This is a genomic window from Planktotalea frisia (genome assembly GCF_001890925.1).
Classification (GTDB): domain Bacteria; phylum Pseudomonadota; class Alphaproteobacteria; order Rhodobacterales; family Rhodobacteraceae; genus Planktotalea; species Planktotalea frisia.
In genome coordinates, this window is the sequence record NZ_MLCB01000090.1 from 17966 (window position 1) to 35518 (window position 17553).

The 17553-nt window shown below is 53.7% G+C and carries 17 protein-coding genes; 14 read left to right on the top strand and 3 right to left on the bottom strand.

The window, feature by feature from the left end; genetic code table 11:
- Window positions 1–184 precede the first annotated feature (184 nt).
- On the bottom strand, window positions 185–832 hold the full coding sequence (locus PFRI_RS05165; RefSeq protein WP_245812270.1) for a helix-turn-helix transcriptional regulator: 648 nt from the start codon (window positions 830–832) through the stop codon (window positions 185–187).
- Between the two features lie 141 nt (window positions 833–973).
- Between PFRI_RS05165 and PFRI_RS05170 the strand changes: the two genes are divergently transcribed.
- Window positions 974–1786, top strand: coding sequence for an isocitrate lyase/PEP mutase family protein (locus PFRI_RS05170; RefSeq protein ID WP_072629666.1), 813 nt, complete (start codon window positions 974–976; stop codon window positions 1784–1786).
- Window positions 1786–2337, top strand: a complete 552-nt coding sequence (locus PFRI_RS05175; RefSeq protein WP_072629667.1) for a pyridoxamine 5'-phosphate oxidase family protein — start codon at window positions 1786–1788, stop codon at window positions 2335–2337. Before PFRI_RS05170 ends, PFRI_RS05175 begins: the two co-directional genes overlap by 1 nt.
- A gap of 18 nt (window positions 2338–2355) precedes the next feature.
- On the opposite strand, the gene PFRI_RS05180 is transcribed toward PFRI_RS05175, so the two are convergent.
- Together PFRI_RS05180 and PFRI_RS05185 are read right to left on the bottom strand one after the other, a co-directional pair.
- Window positions 2356–2970: a 3'-5' exonuclease gene (locus PFRI_RS05180; RefSeq protein WP_072629693.1), complete on the bottom strand. Its 615-nt coding sequence runs from the start codon at window positions 2968–2970 to the stop codon at window positions 2356–2358.
- A gap of 190 nt (window positions 2971–3160) precedes the next feature.
- Entirely contained in the window at window positions 3161–3643 is a 483-nt protein-coding gene (locus PFRI_RS05185) for a MarR family winged helix-turn-helix transcriptional regulator (protein ID WP_072629668.1), read from the bottom strand.
- A gap of 221 nt (window positions 3644–3864) precedes the next feature.
- On the opposite strand from PFRI_RS05185, the gene PFRI_RS05190 reads away from it, so the two are divergent.
- The 12 genes from PFRI_RS05190 to boxB all read left to right on the top strand — a co-directional run bounded on the left by PFRI_RS05190 (window position 3865) and on the right by boxB (window position 17497).
- The gene (locus PFRI_RS05190; protein ID WP_072629669.1) at window positions 3865–4908 is read left to right on the top strand and encodes a TRAP transporter substrate-binding protein; all 1044 of its coding nucleotides are present in this window, start codon (window positions 3865–3867) and stop codon (window positions 4906–4908) included.
- A gap of 73 nt (window positions 4909–4981) precedes the next feature.
- On the top strand, window positions 4982–5566 hold the full coding sequence (locus tag PFRI_RS05195) for a TRAP transporter small permease (protein ID WP_072629670.1): 585 nt from the start codon (window positions 4982–4984) through the stop codon (window positions 5564–5566).
- Window positions 5563–7059, top strand: coding sequence for a TRAP transporter large permease (locus PFRI_RS05200; RefSeq protein ID WP_072629671.1), 1497 nt, complete (start codon window positions 5563–5565; stop codon window positions 7057–7059). The genes PFRI_RS05195 and PFRI_RS05200 overlap by 4 nt, the downstream gene beginning before the upstream one ends.
- Before the next feature lie 23 nt (window positions 7060–7082).
- On the top strand, window positions 7083–7847 hold the full coding sequence (locus tag PFRI_RS05205) for an SDR family NAD(P)-dependent oxidoreductase (protein WP_072629672.1): 765 nt from the start codon (window positions 7083–7085) through the stop codon (window positions 7845–7847).
- A gap of 4 nt (window positions 7848–7851) precedes the next feature.
- Entirely contained in the window at window positions 7852–8613 is a 762-nt protein-coding gene (locus tag PFRI_RS05210) for a crotonase/enoyl-CoA hydratase family protein (protein ID WP_111445467.1), read from the top strand.
- Window positions 8614–8649: 36 nt separating this feature from the next.
- The gene (locus tag PFRI_RS05215) at window positions 8650–10452 is read left to right on the top strand and encodes a feruloyl-CoA synthase (protein WP_072629673.1); all 1803 of its coding nucleotides are present in this window, start codon (window positions 8650–8652) and stop codon (window positions 10450–10452) included.
- Entirely contained in the window at window positions 10449–11324 is an 876-nt protein-coding gene (locus PFRI_RS05220; RefSeq protein ID WP_072629674.1) for an amidohydrolase family protein, read from the top strand. The genes PFRI_RS05215 and PFRI_RS05220 overlap by 4 nt, the downstream gene beginning before the upstream one ends.
- Before the next feature lie 106 nt (window positions 11325–11430).
- Window positions 11431–12966 carry a benzoate-CoA ligase family protein gene (locus PFRI_RS05225; RefSeq protein WP_072629675.1) on the top strand — a complete coding sequence of 512 codons (1536 nt, stop codon included), beginning with the start codon at window positions 11431–11433 and terminating at the stop codon, window positions 12964–12966.
- Window positions 12963–13778 (top strand): alpha/beta fold hydrolase, encoded by an 816-nt coding sequence (locus PFRI_RS05230; RefSeq protein ID WP_072629676.1) that lies wholly within the window; start codon window positions 12963–12965, stop codon window positions 13776–13778. Before PFRI_RS05225 ends, PFRI_RS05230 begins: the two co-directional genes overlap by 4 nt.
- Entirely contained in the window at window positions 13775–14212 is a 438-nt protein-coding gene (locus tag PFRI_RS05235) for a DUF309 domain-containing protein (RefSeq protein WP_072629677.1), read from the top strand. The genes PFRI_RS05230 and PFRI_RS05235 overlap by 4 nt, the downstream gene beginning before the upstream one ends.
- Before the next feature lie 143 nt (window positions 14213–14355).
- A complete protein-coding gene (gene boxC / locus PFRI_RS05240; protein ID WP_072629678.1) occupies window positions 14356–16014 on the top strand; it encodes a 2,3-epoxybenzoyl-CoA dihydrolase in 1659 nt (552 codons plus the stop codon).
- A gap of 31 nt (window positions 16015–16045) precedes the next feature.
- Window positions 16046–17497, top strand: a complete 1452-nt coding sequence (gene boxB, locus PFRI_RS05245) for a benzoyl-CoA 2,3-epoxidase subunit BoxB (RefSeq protein ID WP_072629679.1) — start codon at window positions 16046–16048, stop codon at window positions 17495–17497.
- Window positions 17498–17553 lie beyond the last annotated feature (56 nt).

The window sequence follows — 17553 nt, forward strand, 5'->3', positions numbered from 1 at the left end:
AGATAGACCAAGTGGTCAAGCTTGCAACTATGCGCTTTTGGATCGGATCGAAACGATCGCTGGTCGTGATCAGCAGTCTGACGAGTTGCAAGCAGCCCGCAGTTCTAGGGGCAAAACGACCACCCGTATCCGACGTTAGACAGTTCCCGTTTTTTCCATTGCGTTTGCGAAGGCGCATCTCAGTTCACAGCCACTCTGAATAACTTTTGATCCATTCTTGGCGCAGGCGATCGTCAGAACCCAAGAATGTGTCAGGCAAAATGCTGTAGAATGAAATACGATCTGGCCTGAAATGTCGGAAACTGTTTTTGAGCTCACACCACCCAGCGAGGACGATGGCTTCTGAGTGATACGCAATGGCAATCGGCATGATCGTTCGCGAGCTCTGAATCCCTTGTGCATTTTGATAGGCGATTTGCAATTTATGCTCTTCGCGTATTGCTTTGCGCACGTCTGATAAGTCGATGGATTTAGGCTCGTCCGCTCCCCAGCTTGAGGCGAATAAAGTGCTGCTCAGCGGTGTCGCATCTGCCAGTTTTTGCGCAGCACTGCGCGCTGCTCGTTTAAGTCCCTTGTCACCCGTTCTCGTGATCATTGCCAAGCCAACTGTGATTGCTTCCGCCTCGTCCACATCAAAATTGATTGGCGGCAGATCAAACCCGGATCGCATGACGTAACCGACGCCAGCTTCGCCTTCTATAGGAACCCGAAGCGCTTGAAGTGAAGCAATGTCGCGATAAACGGTGCGTTTGGTGACATCCAAATTCTCTGCGATGCTTTGTGCTGTACGGGGCTGGTCTGAGTTGCGCAGCAACTGGATTATTTCAAACATCCGTACTGAACGCGCTATCAATCTCATCCTATTCTTTGATCTGATTATTATAACACCATTGAAGCCTGCTGACACACACATGTCAGCATGGCCGTGCTAAGGGTCAGTAACGTTCAACCCATCAAGTTAAGGATTCCCCGAATGGCACATTCATTTCGAGATATTCATGCGCGCGGAAATCCGTTTATCTTGGCGAATGCCTGGGACATAGGCACGGCCCGTTTGTTTGCAGGTCTTGGCGCTAAAGCGCTCGCGACCTCCTCTGGTGCGCATGCTTTTTCATTGGGTCGCTCTGACCTTGGGACAGTCACAAGGGACGAGGCGCTCGCGCACGCTGAGGCTATTGTATCGGCCACGTCGCTGCCCGTGTCCGGCGATTTTGAAAACGGTTTTGGGGACACCCCGGACGTTCTGGAAGAAACTGTTAAGTTATCTGCTGAAATTGGTTTGGCGGGCATTTCGATAGAGGACATGTCGCTGCCTGATACGCGCCCATACGCGTTTGACCTAGCGGTCGAGCGCATTCAAGCAGCCAGTGCTGCGGCGAGGGCTTTGCCACGCGACTTTGTGCTCGTCGCGCGCGCGGATGGGTTTATGCATGGCCTATACGACATCGATGAATCGATCCGACGCATTCAAGCATTTGAAACAGCTGGGGCAGATTGCGTTTATGTTCCCTATCTGAACAACATAGAGAACGTCAAAAAGGTCTGCAGCAGCGTCGCGATCCCTGTAAATGTTGGTATAAGCTCTGTTGAACACATCTCTTTGAAGCAATTCGCGGACGCAGGTGCCGCACGAATCTCACTGGGAATGGCGATGGCAACGGCTGCAAACACAGCCTTACACACCTTATCAACCAGCATGTTTGGCGAGGGGGATTTTTCGGGGTTAGGCAACAACTTGTCTTACGAAGTGATTGATGACTGCATGACAAAAGGGGGGCGGATGTAATGGGTATCAAGACGCATAAACTGACCCAGAGTTTTCGCACGTTCATCCAAGAACAGACTATGTTTTTCGTTGCCACAGCAGGACCTGAAGGGCGTGTTAACGTGTCTCCGAAAGGACTGGATTCCCTTCGCATTCTCTCTGACCAAAAGATCGTCTGGCTCAGCTTGACAGGCAGCGGCAATGAAACTGCGGCACATATGATGCAAGACCCGCGCATGACGTTGATGTTTTGCGCCTTTAAGGGCGATCACCTGATCCTGCGCACATATGGTCAGGCGCGCGTGGTTCATCCGCGCGATGCTGAATGGCATGATCTTTACGCGCTGTTCCCCGACTTTGCTGGCGCGCGCAACATCTTTGTCCTTGATGTTGACCTCGTCACGACGTCCTGCGGAAGTGGCGTTCCAGAGATGTCGGTGGTGCGCAGTCGAGGTGAAACAGACCTTGAACCTTGGTACGATGAAATGGGTCCGCAAAAAGTAAAAGAGTTCTGGAAGAAGAAAAACCTTGTCAGTCTGGATGACCAACCGACCGGCATTTTCGAGCCATGATGTCGCTAAGTCTGTGCGCTAAAAGTCGAAGACCAATTGTCGCGTAGCATTTAGCATAGTGATCTCTGCTCCTAAAACCGTCTCGGCCTTCAGGACGACTTCAGCCGCGGCACGCGCATCTTCTCCTGCATCGTGGTGTCGAAAGTGTAAGCCAAGTTCGTGTTTCAGGTTAGCCAACCCGTGCCCGCCGTTGCCGCGAAACTCCGGCCATGCTTTGCGTGCGACGGAAACACTATCGGTCCAAATCGATTTCAAAATTGGCATTCCGACATGTCGGCAGGCAGCATCAAATGCCTTTTCATCAAAGCGGCTGTGCTGGACAAGTGGGTGCGCTTCCATAAAAGAGCGCAGCTCTGGCAAAGCTTCCAAAAATGTCGGTGCGTGTCTTACGGTCGCAGCGTCTATCCCGTGGAGCCGTGTGTTGCCCTCAGCGAAGCGCACGCAGGGATCAATATAGGTGCTATACGTCTCGATCGCGCCATCAAAGCGCACAAAAGCGAGGCCAATCTGACATATGCTGGCTACGTCATATGCGGCAGTCTCGACATCAACAGCGATGAACCTGAAGGGTCCATTTTTCGGTGGTGTGAACTGAAAAGGGCTTGGCATTTTGGAGAGCGTATCGTTCGTCATGCCAAAGATTGTTACGCGTTCTATAGGCGCACACAATACATTTGACGCTGTTTTGTTTGGCGAGCTCTGCATGCTCTCATTAATTATTTACACATTCATCGGCAGTGATGATAATTTACGTGACGATCAATCAACTCGCGAACGATCTTGAGATCGTTTGATCCGCTTGTTGACCAGCACGTATTAAAGCTTAATTCTCCTGCGCGCCGTTGCCCTTGAGCATATTCAACGGCGCACGGGAGTTATTATTTTCAGCGGTTGCGACTTTGGACGCGAGATGGATAAATTCTTTTTGCTCTTGCTCACTCAGGCTTGGCAGGATCGAGGCTTGGCACTTTTCAACGACGGGTTTGAGCTTTTCGAGAACTTCGTTGCCCTCAGCCGTTAGCAAAAGAACGCGGGCGCGCCGGTCTTTGGGGTTTGTTGTCCGCTCGACGAAACCTTTACTTACAAGGCGGTCTACGACGCCGCCAATCGTTGCGCGATCAAAGGCTATCGCACCAGCCAGCCTTGCTTGATCGATCTTGGGGTGATCGTGGATCATTACCAAAGCGGCGTATTGAGGCGAGGTTAGATCCGTTCCAAACGCTTTCATATGCTGTGCAAAGATCGACGATGAAATCTGTTGAAGGCGTCTGATCAAGTGGCCTGGCATGGAATAGATTTCTGACATGCATAGACCATATGCATACTTACGAGTTTGGCAAGCCATCGCATAGTTCACATTCTAGAAAGGGCAAGGTTTTGAAGAAAAAAGATGACCGAGCCAAAAAGCTGTGCCATACATTTATTTACTAAGTGTGCTTACTTTAAATGTGAGCGCGAAAATCAAATGAACTTACTTGAGAGTTTAGGGTGCAATGTCACCCGGCGCGGTTCTAGGGAGGAACTCAAATGACATCGAAATTTTTCAAAGGATTGCTCGGCGGTGTGGCTGCAACGGCAATCATGGCGTCTGGCGCAATGGCGCAAGAAGTGACGCTGAAATTGCACCAGTTCTTGCCTGCGCAAGCAAATGTTCCAAAGCTGGTCTTGGACGTTTGGGCGGATAAGATCGAAGCAGCGTCTGAAGGGCGTATCAAAGTGGATCGCTTCCCGTCTATGCAGCTAGGCGGCACGCCACCGGAATTGCTGGACCAAGCAATTGATGGTGTCGCGGATGTTGTTTGGACAGTGGTTGGCTACACGCCGGGCCGTTTCCCAACGACCGAAGTTTTCGAGTTGCCGTTCATGGTTGAAGATGCACGCGCGGCCTCTTGCGCGTATTGGACGATGTTCGAAGAGCATATGGAAGACAAAGAATTCAAAGGTGTCAAAATCCTTGGCACATGGGTTCATGGCCCCGGCATGTTCCACACGGCGGATCCTGTTGAAACGCCTGCTGATCTTGAGGGCATGAAAATTCGCGGCGGTTCGCGTCTTGTGAACCAGCTTTTGACGCTTGCAGGTGCAACACCTGTTGGTATGCCGGTTCCTGCAGTTTCTGAGGGCCTGTCCAAAGGCGTGATTGATGGCACAACCATTCCTTGGGAAGTCACAGCCGCGCTGAAAGTGCCTGAGCTCGTTGAGAACCATACAGAGTTTGAAGGCCCTGCGCTTTACAACCTCACGTTCGTTTTGGCGATGAATGAGGGTGTGTTCAACGGCATGTCAGCGGATCTTCAGCAGATTGTCGATGACAATTCTGGCATGAACTTCTCCGTTTTCGCGGGTGGCACACAGTCTGACGCGGACGGCCCTGCGCGCGAAATCGCGGTTGAGATGGGTAATAACATTATCACGGTGTCCGACACATCCGAGTGGCAAGCGCTGGTGAATCCGCTCTATGACACGTGGGTTGCGGACATGAAGGGCAAAGGCCTTGATGGTCAGGCTCTGATTGATCAGGCAAGGGGTCTGATGAGTGGCGAATGTGCCGGTGCTATGGGTAAAATGTAATCCATTACGCTTAGAATAGTGCCGTAGCGGGTCAACGGCTGCGGCACATTTTTGCCTGTCGGGGAGGGCGGCAATGTATCAGTTTATGGATCGCGTCGCGCGCTTGTTTGCAATTCTGGGCGGCATCATCTTGTCGATTTTGATTGTGCAAACATGCCTATCGATCTTGGGGCGTTCGATCAGTTCGATCTTGCATAGTGATTTCATGCAAACGAACCTGCCGGGTCTTGCCTCGAGCCTTTTGTCAACGGGGGTCGGTTCGATCAATGGTGCGTTCGAGCTTGTTGAAGCGGGCATGGCTTTTGTCATTTTTGCTTTTTTACCGCTGTGCCAACTCAAAGGGGCGCACGCCTCTGTCGATATTTTCACCTCTCAACTGCCGGCGCGCGCGAATGTGCTGCTGCGCACAGTGATCGAGGTCATTTTTGCACTAGTGATCGTTCTGATCGCTTATGAATTGTCCCAAGGTATGCTGAGCAAACTGCGCACAGGACAAACAACCTTTATCCTCGAATTTCCGGTTTGGTGGCCTTATGCGCTGAGCTTAATTGCAGCTGTGGCTTCAGCCATCGTCGCGGTCTATGTGGCCTGCATGCGCGTGATTGAAATGGCAACGGGTCAGACGCTTTTGCCGCTCGATCTGGAGGCGGAGCATTGAGCGATATTACAATCGGGCTGCTGTCGTTTCCCGCGCTTTTGATCCTAATTTTTCTGCGGGTTCCTATCGGTTTGGCGATGTTCTTGGGCGGTCTTGTGGGTCTGACTATCGTTTCCGGTGACACCACACTTGCGTTCGCGCGCCTCAAATCTGAAACCTTTACGACCTTCTCTAGTTATTCGCTCTCAATCATTCCGATGTTCCTGCTGATGGGCCATTTCGCGACCCTTGGCGGGATGAGCCAAGCGTTGTTCAAAGCCGCCGAAAGCTTTCTGGGACACCGCAAAGGCGGGGTTGCGATGGCGGCGGTTGGCGCTTGTGCGGGCTTTGGTGCGATCTGTGGGTCATCGCTTGCGACCGCAGCTACGATGAGCCGCGTCGCTTTGCCAGAGCTGCGCCGCTACGGCTATTCGGGTGGATTTTCGACAGCGACTTTGGCTGCGGGCGGAACGCTTGGCATCTTGATCCCCCCCTCTATCGTGCTGGTGATCTACGCGATTCTGACAGAGCAGAACATCGCGAAACTATTCCTTGCTGCATTTATTCCCGGCATCCTTGCCGCGATGGGATATATGCTCACCATCTCTATCTATGTGCGCTTGCACCCGGATTCCGCTGGAACCCGCCCGCGTGTGCCCTACAGCGAACGTTTCAAAGCGCTTATCGCGGTTTGGCCCGTTTTGCTGGTTTTTGCGGCGGTTGTTGGTGGCATCTACCAAGGCTGGTTCACCCCGACCGAAGGCGCTGCCGTGGGCGCATTCGGCACAGGTCTCATTGCGTTTTTGGGTGGCGGGCTTACCCGCGCCACCCTGTCTGAAAGCTTCTTCGTCACGGCACGCTCAACTGCGATGATCTTCTTCATCGTGCTCGGTGCGGCCTTCTACAACGGTTTCCTCGCGCTCACGCAACTCCCGCAAGAGGCGGCAGCATGGGTCGGCGCGAGTGGGTTCAGTCCATGGACAGTACTCATAATCATTCTGGTGTTTTACCTGTTGCTTGGCTGCCTCATGGACAGCCTGTCGATGATCTTGCTGACCATCCCGATCTTCTGGCCTATCGTACAAGAGCTTGATTTTAACCTCGTGAGCATGGTCGATCTGCAATCCGCGCGTCTTGATGCGATGATTGCGGCGGGCAAGGAAATCCCCGCGGCTGCCTTGGCAGAGGCGCAAACGATGCTCGCCAGTGGGCAAGAACTTACCCGCGAATTGACCCGCGAGATCAAGCTGCGTGGTGTGTCCGAGGGCGCGCTAAATCGCGTGAACATTGAGCGCACAGCGATCTGGTTCGGCATCCTCGTTTTGATCGTTGTCGAAGTGGGCCTGATCACACCACCCGTTGGGATGAACCTATTTGTGATCAACGCGATGGATCGCAAAACGCCGATGGTCGAGACCTACAAAGCGGTCATGTATTTCGTTGGCTCTGACTTGGTGCGCGTTGTTCTGCTCGTTGCCTTTCCGATCATCACGCTGATGTTGCTTCCAATCTAGCCCCCACAAGGAACCCTTTGAGAATGGACATTGATGGACAGGTTGCCCTTGTTTCAGGCGGCGCGAGCGGGCTTGGCGAAGCCACTGCGCGCCATTTGGCTGAACTTGGCGCGGACGTTGCTATTTTAGACCGCGATGGCGCACGCGCGGCACAAGTTGCTGCAGACATTGGCGGTTATTCCCAGCAATGCGATATCACCGAAGAGAACGCTGTTGCCGCGGGGGTCACCTCTGCGATGGCGCGCTTCGGGCAAGCGCCGCGTATCGTGGTGAACTGCGCTGGCATCGGTGTCGCCGCGCGCATCGTCGGGCGCGAAGGGAAGGTGTCTACGCCGCTCTTTCGTCATGTGCTCGAAGTGAATCTCTTTGGAACGTACAACGTCATGACCTACGCCGCGCAAGCGATGATGGACCTACCACCGCTAGACACGGGCGAGCGCGGAGTGATCATCAACACGGCCTCTGCCGCATATGAGGACGGGCAAATCGGGCAAGCGGCTTATGCCGCCTCAAAGGGGGCGATTGCCTCGATGACCCTGCCCGCTGCGCGTGAGTTCGCGAAGCTGGGCGTGCGCGTCATGACGATTGCGCCGGGGCTATTTGAAACGCCAATGATGGAAGAATTGCCACCCGAAACAGTTGCCGGGATCGTCGAAAACATCCCGTTCCCGCATCGTTTGGGCCAACCCGAAGAATACGCCCACCTTGCTGCCGACATTGCGCGCAACGCTTATTTAAACGGAACAGTGATCCGCCTCGACGGTGCTGTTCGCCTGCCACTGAGGTAATCCAATGGCCATGATTGAACGAGAAATTGATGGGGCAATCGCCACAGTCACGATGAACCGCCCAGACAAGCGTAACGCTATGTCCGACGCGTTTATCGCAGAGCTTGAGAACGCTTTTGTGACTATGCCAGAGGCTGTGCGCGTGATCATTTTGACCGGAACGGCTGGGCACTATTGCTCGGGTCTTGATCTGGCAGAGCATAAAGAACGCAGCGCGGAAGAGGGGATCTACCATTCGCGTAATTGGCACCGCATTCTTGATATGATCCAGTTTGGTGGCCGTCCTGTGGTGAGTGCGATGTTTGGTGCAGTGATTGGCGGCGGGCTTGAGATTGCGGCGGCAACCCATGTGCGTATCGCGGAGCCATCTACGATTTTTCAACTTCCCGAAGGGCGGCGTGGCATCTTTGTCGGTGGTGGCGCAACTGTGCGTGTTGGGCGCATCCTTGGTGCGGATCGCATGACCGAAATGATGCTTACGGGCCGCAAATATGGTGCCGAAGATGGCGAGCGTCTTGGCCTCGCGCATTACTCTGTGGGCGAGGGCGAAGCGCTCTCGTTAGCACGTGAGCTCGCAGGTAAAATCTCGCGCAACGCACCTTTGTCGAACTACTTCATGGTCCAAGCGCTCGCACGGATCGAGGATATGTCAAAAGCGGATGGGTTGTTCACCGAAAGCCTTTGCGCGGCGTTGTCTCAAACCACACCAGATGCTCAAGAAGGGTTGCACGCGTTCTTGGAAAAACGCGCGCCGAAGTTTCGCTAATGGTATGCAAAAATACTAAAACCAAGGGTGCAGATTATGGACAGTAAATACCGCGCACATGATGTGACCCGCGAAGATCGGGTGGATGGCTCGATCCTGTTACGCGCGAACGGCGCGCTTGGCCTTATTGCAGATCGCACGACCGATTGGCTCGAGCATTGGGCGGATCAATCGCCCGACGCAGTCTTCCTTGCAGAGCGTTCCGGCGAGGGTTGGCGAGAGCTCACCTTTGCGATGGTGCGTGAACAAGCGCGTGCGCTTGCGGTTGGTTTGCTCGAACTTGGGTTGGGGCCCGACCAAGCGATCCTGATCGTCTCAGGCAATAGCGTGAACCATGGCCTGCTCGCTCTGGCGGCGCAGTATATCGGCGCGCCGATTGTGCCGCTTGCAGAGCAATACGCGCTTATTCCTGCAGCACGTGTGCAGATTGATTTCGTCGCGGGTCTGATCAAACCCGCGGCGGTCTATGCTGAGGATGGGGATGTCTTGGCGGACGTGCTGAACCGTGATGTCTTTGAAAACGTTCACAAGCTTGTCGGGCAGGGTGGTGGCACGGATGTGCATCGCCTTGAGGCACTCGCTAAAGTCGCGGGCGACATAAGTGACGCACATGACAAGGTCGGTCCCGACACGATCGCTAAGATTTTGATGACCAGTGGATCGACGTCGTCGCCGAAAGGTGTGCCGACAACTCACAAAATGATGTGTGTGAACCAAGCCCAGATCTCTTATGGCTTGCCCTTTCTCAACACACGCCCGCCTGTGATTGTCGATTGGCTGCCGTGGAATCACGTGTTTGGCGGTTCGCATAATTTCAATATGATGCTGGCCCATGGCGGATCGCTTTATATTGATGGCGGTAAGCCTGCGCCGCATTTGGTTGGCAAAACGCTCGAGAATCTCAAGCTGAAGACTGGCACGATGGCGTTTAACGTGCCGCTCGGATTTGCAATGATCCGCGATGCTTTGAAAGCGGATGCGGGCCTGCGACATGACTTTTTTGCAGAGCTGGACATGCTGTTTTATGCCGGTGCCAGTCTTGCACAAGATGTGTGGAGCGATCTGGAGAACATGGCGCAAGAGGTGCGCGGGGATATCCCGCTTTTCACTTCATCTTGGGGGCTAACCGAAACTGCGCCTGCGGCCTTGTTGCAGCACCAACCAACGGATCGTTCTGGCGTTGTTGGCGTTCCTTTGCCTGAGATTGATATCAAGCTCATTCCCGACGGTGATATGCGATGCGAAGTGCGCATCAAAGGGCCGAGTGTTTTCACAGGCTACCTCAATGCACCGGAGCAATCGGCTCAAGCATTTGATGAGGAGGGCTTTTACAAAACCGGCGATGCGATGGTGTTTGTTGATCCAGCGGATAGCAATCTTGGACTGCGGTTTGACGGGCGCATCTCGGAAGAATTCAAGCTGATGTCCGGCACTTGGGTGCGCGCTGCGAACCTGCGTCTTGAGGTGCTCTCAACGCTTGGTGCTTTGGTCACGGATGTGATCATCACAGGTGCGGATCGAAGTGATATCGGTCTTTTCATAATCCCATCTGCCGCAATGCGAGAGGCAAGCGATTGCATTGATCATGATGGCGGTCTGCGTTGTGCTTCGCTTGAAGCAACTGTGCGCGAAAAGCTCGCGGGGATTGGCGGATCAAGCTCGACCCGCATCGCGCGCGCGCTTTTCCTAACGGAACCACTGTCGATGTCTGATGGCGAAATAACAGCCAAAGGCAGCATCAATTTCAAGAAACTCCTGACGCGTCGCGCTGCTTTGTTAGAGCGGCTCTATGATGACGCGGATCCAGCAACACTTACTATTAGAAAGTCAGCGTCATGATTGACCTCAACAAAATTCGCGCAATCGACATTCATTCGCATGCAGAAGAACCCTGCGGGTGCCACTCTGATGACGGCTACGATGATCTTCAATCCACGATGGCGAAGTATTTTCGCGCGCCTTGGGAGCATCCTCCGACGATCCCAGAGACCGCGGCGCATTACCGCGAGCAGAACATCGCCGCAGTGATCTTCCCTGTCGATGCGGAGCGCGAAACAGGGTATCGGCGCTACTCCAATGATGAAGTGTTTGAACTGGTTAAACAGAACGATGATGTGCTGATCCCCTTCGCGTCTATCGATCCGTGGAAGGGCAAAATGGGGGTGCGTGAAGCGCGGCGTTTGATCGAAGATTACGGCATCAAAGGGTTCAAGTTTCACCCGACGATGCAAGGCTTTTTCGCCAATGACCGCATGGCCTATCCGCTCTACGAAGTGCTGCAAGAACACGGCTGCATCGCGCTGTTCCATACGGGCCAGACGGGTGTGGGATCGGGCATGCCGGGCGGTAACGGAATGCGGCTGAAGTATTCCAATCCGATGTATATGGACGATGTCGCGGTTGATTTCCCTGACCTGAAAATCGTTCTCGCGCACCCATCTTTTCCTTGGCAGGAAGAGGCGCTCGCCGTGGCCCAACACAAGCCGAACGTCTACATTGACCTCTCTGGTTGGTCGCCAAAGTATTTCCCCGACATTTTGGTGCGCTATTCCAATTCGATCCTGCGCAAGAAGGTTCTGTTCGGGTCTGACTGGCCGATGATCGCACCCGAGCGTTGGCTCGCGGATTTCGACAAGATCGCGATCAAGGACGAAGTACGCCCAGACATCATCAAGAACAACGCCGCGCGGCTTTTAGGTTTGATGGAGTAGGCGCAGTATAATGCAATGTTCGTAAGAAAGCGGCCCATTTTGGGCTTTGAGCGTTGTAGAGTTAAGGAAAGTTGAAGCAACGGATCCGTTGGGAGGCGGTGAGGTTATGAATGGAAATGCAGCAGAGTGGTTCATTGAGCGTCACTTGCATGAGGGTCGTGCAGAAAAGGCGGCTTTTGTTGAAGCTTGGGAGAATGGACGTACGCTAACGTATGGCGCGCTGTCCGAGGGGTCTGCACGCTGTGCGTCTGCTTTGCTGCGCGAGGGTGTGCGCCGCGAAGAGCGCGCTGCGATGTTCGTCCTCGATCAAATCGAGTTCCCTGAAATATTCTGGGGTGCGTTGAAAGCAGGCGTACAACCAGTTGCACTCAACACGTTGCTCGCAACCGACGTCTATAGTCGTATTCTTGAGGATAGCCGCGCTGGGATTGCTTTTGTCTCGCACGAGTTGCTCGATGTTGTCCTTCCTGCTGCCCAAGCCTCTGAGCATCTGCGCCAGATCGTTGTGATTGGCGGGTTAGCCCCCGAGGGAACAGTGTCTTATGAAGATTTCATGAAAGACACGGCGCCTGCACAGATTGCGGAATGCGTTGGGGATGAAGTGGCGTTCTGGCTCTATTCTTCGGGCTCTACAGGCGCGCCCAAAGGGGTGCGGCACATCCATGACGCGCTGCGCGTGACGTGCGACACCTATGGAAACCAAGTACTGGGTATCACGGAAAACGACACAGTTTTCTCTGCGGCGAAACTCTTTTTTGCCTATGGTTTAGGCAATGGAATGTCGTTCCCGATGTCTGTGGGGGCCACCGCCTATCTGTTTAATGGCCGCCCGACACCTGATTCAGTTTCAGATATTTTGGCGATCTATAAGCCAACGATCTATTGCGGTGTGCCAACGCTTTATGCGGCCATGATCCAAAAGTGGGAAGTTGAGGGCGCGCATCCTGAAGCGCCTTTGCGGACCTGTATTTCCGCAGGCGAGGCCTTGCCCGCAGAGATTGGTCGCAAGTGGAAAGGGATCTGGGGCGTTGATATTATGGACGGCGTTGGCTCGACAGAAATGCTGCACATCTTCTTGTCCAACAGGCCAGGTGATGTGGAATACGGCACCTCTGGCACAGCGGTTCCCGGCTATGACGTGCGATTGGTGGATGACGATGGTGCTGATGTGCCTGTGGGGGGTATTGGTGAGTTGCTGGTGCGGGGAAACTCCTCTGCGGCGGACTACTGGAACCAACGTGAAAAATCGCGCACGACCTTCGAAGGGGAATGGACGCGCACTGGCGACAAATACGAACTCTCGCAAAATGGACGTTATATCTACTGCGGTCGCACGGATGATATGTTCAAGGTCTCTGGCATTTGGGTAAGCCCCTTTGAGATCGAGCAGGCTTTGGTCGAGCATCCGGTCATTCTGGAAGCCGCAGTCATCGCGCAGCGCGACTCCGAGAACTTAGAAAAACCCAAAGCTTTTGTCGTGCTGAAAGACGGCAAAACCGAGAGTGATCTGGGTGAGGTGAAAGACTTTATCAAAGAGAAGATCGGCAAATGGAAATATCCACGCTGGGTCGAAGTGATTGATGATCTGCCAAAAACGGCGACAGGTAAAATTCAGCGTTTCAAGCTGCGCGACCTCGTATGAACGCGCCTTGGGTGCCCTCAGGATCGCTAAAGGCCGGCGGGAAGTCGCTTGAATACGCTTGCTTTGGACCGTCACCAGATGAGGCCGCGACGCTTGTGCTTTTGCATGAGGGCTTGGGCTGCATCGCTTTATGGCGCGAGTTCCCGCAGGCTTTGGCGGAGGCCACAGGGCTTGGCGTTTTCGTCTATTCCCGCGCGGGATATGGCCAATCTGATCCTGCCGATCTGCCACGACCACTAAACTATATGACGCTTGAAGCGACTGAGGTTTTGGGTGAGGTGCTCGACGCGGTCGCAATAAAGAGCGCTGTTTTAGTCGGGCATAGTGACGGCGCTACGATTGCGGCGATTTATGCGGGTTCAGTACCTGATTACCGCGTGCGCGCAATTGCTTTGATGGCACCGCACTTTTTTACCGAAGATATGGGGCTTGCCGAGATTGCCAAGGCCAAGATCGCCTATGAAACAGGCGACCTGCGCGCTGGGTTGGCGAAATACCATAAGAATCCTGACAATGCGTTTCGCGGCTGGAATGACGCATGGCTGCACCCGGACTTTAAAGATTGGAACGTGGCTGATGTGATTGATCATCTGCGTATCCCGACCTTGGCAATCCAAGGGCAGAGCGATCAGTATGGCACGCTGGCACAAATCGAAGAGATTGAGACGCGTGCATATTCACCGGTTGAAACATTGATCTTGGAGAAGTGCCGCCACGCGCCGTTTCTTGACCAACCAGTGGTCGTCACAAACGCCATTGCCGATTTTTGCACGCGCTTGTTTGCATTGGAGAACGCTGGGTCTGTGCCTTGACGCAGGATTTTTGGCCGACGCACGCTTATGTTCCAGGAAGGACAGCGCGTCATCCAGAAGGGGTGTTTGATCCTATTCGTGAGACTGCAAAAGGAGGGTCAACGCCTGAGCAACTCGCTCAATGCGCGGCGTTTCAACTTGGGCTGCGCTATATCCACAAAGGGTTTTTCTGGGAAGCGCATGAACTGCTGGAACCTGTTTGGATGTTGCTGCCGAAGCCAAGTTGCGAGCGGGCTTTTGTGCAGGGATTGATCCAGCTCGCTAATGGGTTTTTGAAGCTGGAGATGGGCCGCCCCAAAGCCGCTCAGAGATTGTTGGTGATCTCACAAGATCTTTTGCGTCAGGCCGAACGACCGCCTGCATTTGCGGATCAGAGCCAAGATGCTGATAGCTTGTTGGCGGATCTAACAGCTAGGTTGATGGGTGTATTATAACGCACATATCAGAATTTTTAGTGCGCTTATGTCTCATTTTCATTATTTAACAGAGACTTAGATTTCTCGTTATTGTGCATCATTCAATTTACTCGCATGCCTTCTGCCGCTAAGCTAACCTAAGATTACGCAAGGAATACCTGATGCCCAAGTTTATTGATTTTCAAACCGACCCGTCAAAATACCGACACTGGAAAGTTGAATATGAGGGTCCAGTCGCGAATCTTATCATGGACGTGGATGAAAATGGTGGATTGTTCGAGGGCTATGAGCTCAAGCTCAATTCCTACGACCTAGGCGTTGACATCGAGCTCAGCGATATCGTGCAGCGCATGCGTTTTGAGCATCCAGAAGTCAAAGTTGTGGTAATGAAGTCCGGTAAGGACAAGGTGTTTTGCGCTGGCGCGAACATTCGTATGCTCGGCGGTGCCGCGCACTCTCACAAAGTTAATTTCTGCAAGTTCACGAATGAAACGCGCAATGCCTTCGAGGCGGCAGCAAAGGATTCCGGTCAGAATTATATCGCGGCTATACGCGGTGCCTGTGCGGGGGGCGGATATGAGCTGGCGCTCGCGTGCAACCACATCATGCTCACCGACGATTCCACTTCTGCGGTTGGCTTGCCTGAAGTGCCGTTGCTTGCGGTTTTGCCGGGCACGGGTGGTCTCACGCGGGTGACAGACAAACGCAAAGTGCGCCGTGATCGCGCAGATATTTTCTGCTCTATCGAAGAGGGCATCAAAGGCAAACGCGCCAAGGAATGGCGCTTGGTAGACGAGGTGATTGCGAACTCCAAGTTTGACGATGCAGTTGTGGAGCGCGCGCAAGAATTCGCTGCAAATTCGCAAAAACCTGACGTGAGTAAGGGGATCGCCCTTGGCGCTCTAAATCGCTCGATTGGTGAAGACTCAGTGACCTACGATCTGATCGAGGTTGAGTTAGATCGTAAAGGACGCACCGCGACGATCACTTTGAAGGGCGCGACAGAAGATGCGCCAGCAGACATGGCCGCGTTCGAAGCACAGGGTGATCAGGCCTATATGCTCAAGCTGGTGCGCGAGTTGGAAGACACGATTTTACACCTGCGCACAAACGAGAATGAGTTGGGTCTCTGGGTTTTCAAAACCCAAGGGGATCCTGAGAAATTCGCCGCGCATGAGGCGCTTTTGATGGGCAATCCTGATCATTGGTTGGCGAATGAAACACTGGAATACTGGAAGCGTACGCTCAAGCGGGTTGATGTGACGTCCCGCTCGCTCGCCGCATTTATCGAGCATGGCTCGTGCTTTACAGGCATCCTCGCGGAACTGCTCTTCTCCGTGGATCGCACTTACATGATGGAAGATGAGTTTGAGGGCGACAATCGTCCAACGGCGACAATTGCTTTGAGCGAAGCTAACTTTGGCCGCTTCCCGATGGGCAATGATATCTCGCGTTTGCAAACACGTTTTCTGGCGGAACCTGAGCATGTGGAAAGCCTTAAGTCCTCTATTGGCGAAGCGCTTGAAGCGGAAGACGCCGATGAACTTGGCCTTGTGACAATGATCCTTGATGACATCGATTGGGAGGACGAAGTGCGTATCTTCATCGAAGAGCGCGCGAGTTTCTCGCCTGATGCCATGACAGGTATGGAAGCGAACTTACGTTTCGCTGGTCCCGAAACCATGGAAACCCGCATTTTTGGTCGCCTCACTGCTTGGCAGAACTGGATATTCAACCGCCCCAACGCTGTTGGAAGTGAAGGCGCACTGCAACGTTACGGAACGGGCGTGCGCGGCAAATACAATATGGAACGCGTTTAAAGCGCCCACAGATTTTTCTTAGGAGAACACAATGTCTGCACCCCTTGATGTAAGCTATGACACGAAGATCCCGAATAACGTAGGCCTCAGCAGTGACCGTAAGGTTTTGAAAGCGCTTGAAAAATGGCACCCGGGCTACATTGATTGGTGGAATAAACTGATCCCGCAGAACTTTCAGGAAAGCATGGTTTACCTGCGGACTGCTGTTTCTGTGGACCCTAAGGGCTGGGCGAAATTCGACTACGTGAAGATGCCTGATTACCGCTGGGGTGTTCTGCTTGCACCGCAAGTTGAGGATCGCGTGATCCCCATGGGCGAGCACAAAGGCGAAAAAGCGTGGCAGGAAGTGCCGGGCGAGTACCGCAATATGCTCAAGCGACTCATCGTGATCCAAGGCGACACAGAGCCGGGCTCGGTTGAACAGCAGCGCTTCTTGGGCCTCACTGCGCCGTCGCTTTATGACATGCGCAACCTGTTTCAGGTGAACGTCGAAGAGGGACGTCACCTTTGGGCGATGGTCTACTTGCTGCAAAAATACTTCGGCAAGGATGGCCGCGAAGAAGCGGATGACCTGCTTGTCCGTTCGTCCGGTTCCGAAGAAGCGCCGCGTATGCTGGGTGCATTCAACGAGGAAACGCCAGACTGGCTGTCCTTCTTCATGTTCACCTACTTCACGGATCGTGATGGTAAAATGCAATTGGAAAGCCTCGCGCAGTCTGGCTTTGACCCACTCAGCCGCACCTGCCGCTTTATGTTGACTGAAGAAGCGCATCACATGTTTGTGGGCGAAACTGGCGTAGGCCGCACCATCCAAGCGACGGTAGAGGCGATGAATAAAGCAGGGATTACGGATCCCTACGACATCGGCAAAATCCGCGATCTAGGCGTGATTGACCTGCCCACGATCCAGAAAAAGCTAAACCTGCATTATTCGCTCTCGCTTGATCTGTTTGGGCAAGAAGTCTCCACCAACGCCGCGAATGCGTTCAACCACGGCATCAAGGGCCGCTATATGGAGATGCGGATCGACGATGATCACCAATTGCAGAACGACACTTACGTGGTCCGCTCTGTTGTGGACGGCAAAATCGTTGCGCAAGAAGTGCCTGCTCTGACTGCGATCAACATGCGCCTGCGGGATGACTATATCCGCGACGCATCTGGTGGCATTGGCCGCTGGAACAAGCTTATCGCGAAAGCGGGGGTCGAATTTGCACTGGCCTTGCCGCACGAAGCGTTCCACCGTCAAATTGGCGTCTTTGCGCCGATCAACACGGACCCAGCGGGCGACATCATTTCCAACGAAGAGTGGGAAAAGCGCGCTGGTGATTGGCTGCCTACGCTTGCGGATGGCGACTACATCACCTCGCTGATGGTACCGTGCTATGAGGCGGGAAAATACGCCTCCTGGATCGCGCCGCCCAAGGTCGGTATCGACAATAAGCCGGGCGACTTTGAGTACGTTAAACTGCACATGGCGTGATGAACGCCTTTGGAAGGGGTGCAAATCCCTGCCGACCTTTTCTAAATGGGAGAGAC